The organism is Micromonospora craterilacus (genome assembly GCF_003236315.1).
GTDB classification, from domain to species: domain Bacteria; phylum Actinomycetota; class Actinomycetes; order Mycobacteriales; family Micromonosporaceae; genus Micromonospora; species Micromonospora craterilacus.
Window position 1 is genome coordinate 59706 of the sequence record NZ_POTY01000008.1, and the last position, 6233, is coordinate 65938.

The following is a 6233-nucleotide window of genomic DNA, read 5'->3' on the forward strand; positions in this document are numbered from 1 at the left end:
CGCACGACCTCGGCGCCGGTGCACGCACCGGTCCTCCCGGCGCCAGGGTCCGACCTGTTGATGCTAGTGCGGCCGACCTCGGCGGACGGCTGCCGGGGCCGCTCCTCGCCCACGGGCCGCCGCCGCATGATTGGATACGTCGCAGGCAGTCGCGAGAGAAGGGGCCGGGAGATGGCCGAGGAGATCCGCGCCGAGATGGTGGCGAACGTCTGGAAGGTCGTCGCGTCGGCCGGGGACACCGTCTCCGAGGGGGACACGCTGGTGATCCTCGAGTCGATGAAGATGGAGATCCCGGTGGTCGCCGAGTCCGACGGTGTCGTACAGCAGCTCGCCGTGAACGAGGGCGACGTGGTGCAGGACGGCGACCTGATTGCGGTGATCGGTTGACCGGCCTGCTGGTCCGGCCGGCCGAGCCGGCCGACTTCGCCGGGGTGGCCCGGCTGACCGTCGCGGCGTACGAGGCCGACGGGCAGCTCAAGGGTGAGCACGGCTACGCCGCCGTGCTGGCCGACGTGGCCGGCCGGGCGGTGCACGGCGAGATCCTGGTCGCCGCCGACCCGGCCACCGGGCAGCTGCTCGGCTCGGTCACCTTCGTCCTGCCCGGCACCCGGTACGCCGAGCTGTGCGGCCCGGGCGAGGCCGAGTTCCGGATGCTGGCGGTGGACCCGGCGGCGCAGGGCCGGGGCGCGGGCGCGGCGCTGGTCGAGGCGTGCGTCGCGCGGGCGACCGAGCTGGGCTGCACGGCCCTGCTGATCTGCGTACGCGACGGCCACGCCGAGTCGGCCCACCGGCTCTACCGCCGCCGCGGCTTCGTCCGCGTCCCGGAGCAGGACTGGACGCCGCTGCCCGGGGTCGACCTGCTCGCCCTCCGCCTGGCCCTCACCGCAGCGCCCTAGGGCCTGCGGTGCGGCTCAGCCGACCGCGACGAGCAGGGCGAGTGCGGTGAGTGCGATCGACACCGGCACCATCGCGTTCCGCTCCGAGCGGCTCCGGGAGAGCGCGTTCGGCGCGATGGACAGCGCGAAGTATCCGACCAAGATCCACATCGTGACTCGTGCGACCGGTCCGGCCAGCACGTCGATCAACTCCGCGCGGTCGAGGGCGATCACCGCGATGATCGCGTAGACGACGATCGCCACCGCGCTACCGACCCGGAGCGGGAGGGGCAGCACCTCGTGCTGGCCACCCCAGGCGAACCGGCCGAGCGGTGCGCCGAGCGCGAGCGCGACCTGGAAGGCCGCGAGGACAGCGAGCAGGACGACGAGGGCGATGGCGGCGAGGGGCATCGGGTCAGTGTAGTGATCATCGGTGTACGGCCGGTCACTCCTCGACGGGCGGCTCCTCGGCGGAGGGCGACTTCGCGGCGATCGCGGCGAGCAACTCGTCGGCGACCTCCAGCGCCACCCGCTTGCGCTCGGCGTCGGTGATGTCGGGGGTGCGTACGGCGAACCAGCTGCCGTGCACCGCGAAGATCGCCAGTGCGGCCCGCAGTTGGGCGCCGGGGGACTCGTTCCCGGCGGAGAGCACGGTGGCCAGCCGGAACATCCGCCCGCGCATCTCCCGACCGGCGGAGAGGCTCTTCAGCGCCGTCTGGTTCTGCTCGAAGAAGCGCATCACCGACGGCTGCTCGCTGCTGAACATCGCGTCGGCGTACCGCTCGATGACCGCGCGCCGGGTGGCCAGGGTGGCCGGCTGGGACTCGGCCCAGGCGATCAGCGCGTCCATCCGCTCCAGCCGGTCCTCGACCACGCTGGTGACGATCTCGTCCTTGCTCTTGAAGTGGTAGTAGAGCGCGGCCTTTGTCACGTTGAGCCGTTCGGCGACCTCGCGCAGCGAGGTCGCCTCGTAACCCTGCTCGGTGAAGAGTTCCAGCGCGACGGCCTTGATCCGTTCCCGCGTGCCGCCGCCTGTGCTCTGGCTCACTCGCACCACCTAATCCGCTTGACGGTTGTTCGCCGTCAAACTTACCGTGCGGCTAGTAAGGTGGCTAGCCGGACGGCAAGTAAGGCGCCGCATCTCAGGGGGAGAGCGTACCGATGGCCCAGCAAACCCAGGCTCCCGCGCGACCCAATGTCCGGGTCGTGCTCTTCGGCCTGATGATCGCCATGATGCTGGCGATGCTCGACAACATGATCGTCAGCACGGCGCTGCCGCGCATCGTCGGCGAGTTCGGCGGGCTCAACCACTTCACCTGGGTGGTGACCGCGTACGTGCTGGGCACCACCGTCTCCACCCCGATCTGGGGCAAGCTCGGCGACCTGTACGGCCGCAAGGCGGTCTTCCTCACCGCGGTGGTGATCTTCCTGGTCGGCTCCGCGCTGTGCGGAATGGCCGGCTCGGGGATCTTCGGTGGACCCGACGACGGCATGGTCCAGTTGATCGCCTTCCGGGCCGTGCAGGGTCTGGGCGCCGGTGGCCTGATGGTCGGTGTGATGGCGATCATCGGTGACCTGGTCCCGCCCCGGGAGCGTGGCCGCTACCAGGGCATGATCGCCGGGATCATGGCCATCGCGATGGTGGCCGGCCCGCTGGTCGGCGGCTTCATCACCGACCACCTCTCCTGGCGCTGGGCGTTCTACGTCAACCTGCCGCTGGGCGGCGTCGCGCTGGTGCTGCTCATCGCGACCATGCACCTGCCCAAGTACCGCACCGAGCACCGCATCGACTGGCTCGGCGCCGCGTTGCTGTCGGTGGGCATCACCGCCATCGTGCTGATCACGACCTGGGGCGGCAACGAGTACGCCTGGGCCTCCCCGCAGATCCTCGGCCTCGCCGCGCTGGCCGTCGTCGCACTGGTGGTCTTCGGGTTCGTCGAGCGGCGGGCCGCCGAGCCGATCCTGCCGCTGGGCCTGTTCGCCAACCGGAACTTCGCCCTCATCTCGGTGATCGGCTTCCTGCTCGGCTTCGCGATGTTCGGCGCGATGAACTTCCTGCCGCTCTACCAGCAGACCGTGCAGGGTGCCTCGGCCACCAACTCCGGCCTGCTGCTGCTGCCGCTGATGTTCGGCATGCTGGTGGTGTCGCTGATCGTCGGCCGGGCGATCACCCGGACCGGCCGGTACCGGATCTACCCGATCGTCGGCGGTGCGGTGATGGCCGTCGGGCTCGCCCTGCTGAGCCTGCTGGACGTGGGCACCAGCAAGACCGAGTCGTCGCTCTACATGATCGTGCTCGGGGTCGGCATGGGCTTCCTCATGCAGACGTCGATGCTGATCGCGCAGAACAGCGTCGAGCAGAAGGACCTCGGCGCGGCCAGCGGCGCGGCCACCTTCTTCCGCTCCATCGGTGGGTCGTTCGGCATCTCGCTGTTCGGCGCCATCTTCGCCAACCGACTCGCCGGCAGTGCGGCCGGCGGCGCGTTCAGTGGCGGCGGCGAAGGCAGCGCCGGGATGAACATCGAGCAGCTCAAGGAGCTGCCGGCGCAGGCCCGCGAGCTGGTGCTGGGCGGGCTCGCCGACGCTATCTCGCACGTCTTCCTGTGGGCGGTGCTCTTCGCCGTGGTGGTGCCGGTGCTCGCCTGGTTCATCCGGGAGATCCCGCTGCGGACCAGCAACGAGGTGCCGGGAAGCCCGGAGGAGCAGGCCGAGACCGCCCTCGCCCGCTCCCCATCCGCCTGACCACGCTGCCCCGGCCGGCCGCCCCGTCAGGGCAGCGGCGGGCCGGGGAGGCGTGGCCGGAACGGGCGCAGGAGCCGATGCAGCAGGGCGCGTAGCCGGCGGTACCGCGGGCCGGCGGGTACGCCGGTCAGCGTGCGCGCCAGGGCGGTGGTGTCCGGGTCGAGATCCGGGGTGGCCAGGGCCAGGTGGGCCAGCGAGGCGGCCGTCGGCATCGGGCGCTCCCGGGCCGCCTCGGCCACCGTGGTCAGCCGCTCGGCGACCACCTGGGCCACGTCCGACCGGACCGACGGATCGACCCAGGCGGCGGTCACCAGGGCGAACAGGGCCGCCTCGGCGACCTCCACCCCGCCGGCCAGCTCCACCAGCACCCGCCGCCGGGCCGAGTCCGCCCACGGCTCGTCGGTGCGGTGGTGCAGCAGGCCGAGGCAGGTCCACACCTGCACGCAACGCACCCACAGCGCGGGGTCCTCGCCGGCCAGCACCCGGCCCAGCGCGGTCTGCGGGGTCTCGGGCGGGTGGGCCAGCAGGCCGAGCAGGTCGGGCAGGTCGAGCGTGGCCAGGCCGACCGCCGTGTCGTACGCCGCCGGCGGGTGTGGCCAGGCGGGATGGGCGAGCTGGCGCAGCCGGCGCGCGGCCTCCGCCGACGGTGCCGGGGTCGTCGGGGCCGCCCCGGCGGCGGACGACCCGAGCGCGTCGCCCGGGGCCGGGGTGAGCTGCCCCAGCCACGGGCGGCCGCGGCAGCACTCGGCCAGGTCGCCGTGCTCGTGCGAGTCGACCGGATGGTCGCGGACGAAGTCGGCCAGCGCGACCAGGTGACGCACCTCGCCGTCGCGCAGGAACCGCAGCCGGTGCGCGGTGTGCACCGCGCAGTCGAACGACGGGTTGCGGGCCAGGGCCCGCTCCATCCAGCTCAGCGCCTCCTCGATCCGACCGTGGTCGGCCAGGGTGCCGGCGATGTCGGCGTACACCGCCAGGTCGTCCGGGTCGTGGTCGACGGCGCGGCGCAGCGCGGCGAGCGCCTCCCGGGTCCGGCCGGCGCTGCGCAGCGCGTACCCGAGCCAGACCTCGCCCATCTTCGACGGCGCCGCGCGTACGCTCCGGCTGGCCCAGCGGACCGCGAGGGTGGCCTCGCCCACCCGCCGGGCCAGCGCGGACGCCGTGCCCAGCAGCAGGCTGTGTTCGGGGTGGACGGTGACCGCGTTGCGGGCCAGCGTCAGGTACGCCGCCAGGGGTGCCCGGTCGGCCGGCGGCACCGGATCGGGCGCGGCGGCGCAGACCTGCATCAGGACCCGGGCCGCCCGGTCGGGGCCGATCCGCTCGGCCAGGTCGGGCGAGGTCACCCAGGGCACCCCCGCCCAGTTCGCGCCGGGTGCGTTCGCGGTGGCGGCGACCAGCAGATCGAGACCTTCGGCGGGGCGGCCGGCCGCGGCGAGCAGGTGAGCCCGGGCGACCACGGCACCGACGAAGGTGTGGTGTTGCAGGGGGAACAGGTCCAGCCCGCCGTCACCGCTGGCCGCGGCCAGGTGGGCGAGGGTCTCGTGCACCTCGGGCAGCGTCGGGGCCCGGGCCAGCGCGCCCGCGACATGGTCGGCGGCGTGCGCCAGGTCGCCGGAGTCCAGGGCCCGCCGGGCCAGGGCCAGTTCCTCAGTCGCCGGCAACGCCCGGTCGTCCGTTCCCTCGGCCACGTCGTCCTCTCACTTGTCAGGTTGCGCGGTGAGGTCGGGTCAGCGTAGGTGACGGCATCCAGTTTTGGTGATCGTCTGCGCGATACTGCTCGTTCAATTGCTCAGACGGGGCTAAAGGTGCAACACTGAGCAGCAAACGCGCGGATACCGCGCAGGGGAGGAGTTTCCATGACGCGCCCAGGGGGCGGCATGGCCGCCGACATCGACGAGCAGCCGGCGGGCTACGAGCGGTTGCTCTCCGCCGACCACGCCGCCCCGATCGCCCGGGTCGCGGCAGCCGTCGCCGCGCGCCGTCCCCGACACGTGGTGTTCACCGCGCGGGGCACCTCCGACCACGCCGCGCTGTACGCGGCCTACCTCACCGAGATCCGCCTCGGCCTGCCGGCCGGGCTCGCCTCGCCGAGCGCGATCACCCTGTTCGGCGCCCGGCCGGATCTCTCCGACGCCCTGGTCGTCGGGGTCAGCCAGAGCGGCGGCTCGCCCGACCTGGCCGAGGTGCTCCGGGTCGCCCGCGACTCCGGCGCGCTCACCCTCGCGGTCACCAACGCGCCGGACTCGCCGCTCGCGGCCACCGCCGAGTTCTCCGTCGACATCGCGGCCGGGCACGAGCGGGCGGTGGCGGCCACCAAGACCTACACCGCCGAGCTGCTCGCCCTGCTGATGCTGGTGGAGGGGATCCGGGCCGGCGACGGGGTGCTGCCCGAGGAGGAACGCCGTGCCCTGGCCGCCCTGCCCGAGCTGGCCGCCCGTACCCTGGCCGACCCCACCCCGACCCAGCTCGCACCGCGCTACCGGTTCGCCGCCCAACTCGTCACCACCGGCCGGGGGTACGCGTACCCGACCGCGCGGGAGGCCGCGCTGAAGCTGATGGAGACCTCGTACCTGCCGGCGCTGGCCTTCTCCGGCGCCGACCTGCTGCACGGCCCGCTCG

General features: G+C 73.1%; 7 protein-coding genes. 4 read left to right on the forward strand and 3 right to left on the reverse strand.

Features of this window, described 5'->3' with window-relative positions; genetic code table 11:
• The first annotated feature begins 171 nt into the window (after window positions 1-171).
• Together C1I95_RS03115 and C1I95_RS03120 are read left to right on the forward strand one after the other, a co-directional pair.
• A complete protein-coding gene (locus C1I95_RS03115) occupies window positions 172-387 on the forward strand; it encodes a biotin/lipoyl-binding carrier protein (protein WP_091068708.1) in 216 nt (71 codons plus the stop codon).
• Window positions 384-896: a GNAT family N-acetyltransferase gene (locus tag C1I95_RS03120; RefSeq protein ID WP_111212215.1), complete on the forward strand. Its 513-nt coding sequence runs from the start codon at window positions 384-386 to the stop codon at window positions 894-896. The genes C1I95_RS03115 and C1I95_RS03120 overlap by 4 nt, the downstream gene beginning before the upstream one ends.
• Window positions 897-911: 15 nt before the next feature.
• On the opposite strand, the gene C1I95_RS03125 is transcribed toward C1I95_RS03120, so the two are convergent.
• Both C1I95_RS03125 and C1I95_RS03130 read right to left on the reverse strand, forming a co-directional pair.
• Window positions 912-1286, reverse strand: a complete 375-nt coding sequence (locus tag C1I95_RS03125) for a hypothetical protein (RefSeq protein WP_111212216.1) — start codon at window positions 1284-1286, stop codon at window positions 912-914.
• A gap of 34 nt (window positions 1287-1320) precedes the next feature.
• Window positions 1321-1929, reverse strand: coding sequence for a TetR/AcrR family transcriptional regulator (locus C1I95_RS03130; protein ID WP_111212231.1), 609 nt, complete (start codon window positions 1927-1929; stop codon window positions 1321-1323).
• 107 nt (window positions 1930-2036) lie between these two features.
• On the opposite strand from C1I95_RS03130, the gene C1I95_RS03135 reads away from it, so the two are divergent.
• Window positions 2037-3617 carry an MDR family MFS transporter gene (locus C1I95_RS03135; RefSeq protein ID WP_111212217.1) on the forward strand — a complete coding sequence of 527 codons (1581 nt, stop codon included), beginning with the start codon at window positions 2037-2039 and terminating at the stop codon, window positions 3615-3617.
• Window positions 3618-3643: 26 nt separating this feature from the next.
• Here C1I95_RS03135 and C1I95_RS03140 read toward each other — a convergent pair whose 3' ends face one another.
• Complete coding sequence (locus C1I95_RS03140) at window positions 3644-5302, reverse strand: tetratricopeptide repeat protein (RefSeq protein ID WP_111212218.1); 1659 nt, start codon at window positions 5300-5302, stop codon at window positions 3644-3646.
• Window positions 5303-5491: 189 nt separating this feature from the next.
• On the opposite strand from C1I95_RS03140, the gene C1I95_RS03145 reads away from it, so the two are divergent.
• On the forward strand, window positions 5492-6233 hold a 742-nt coding region (locus tag C1I95_RS03145), incomplete at its 3' end, for an SIS domain-containing protein (RefSeq protein WP_111212219.1).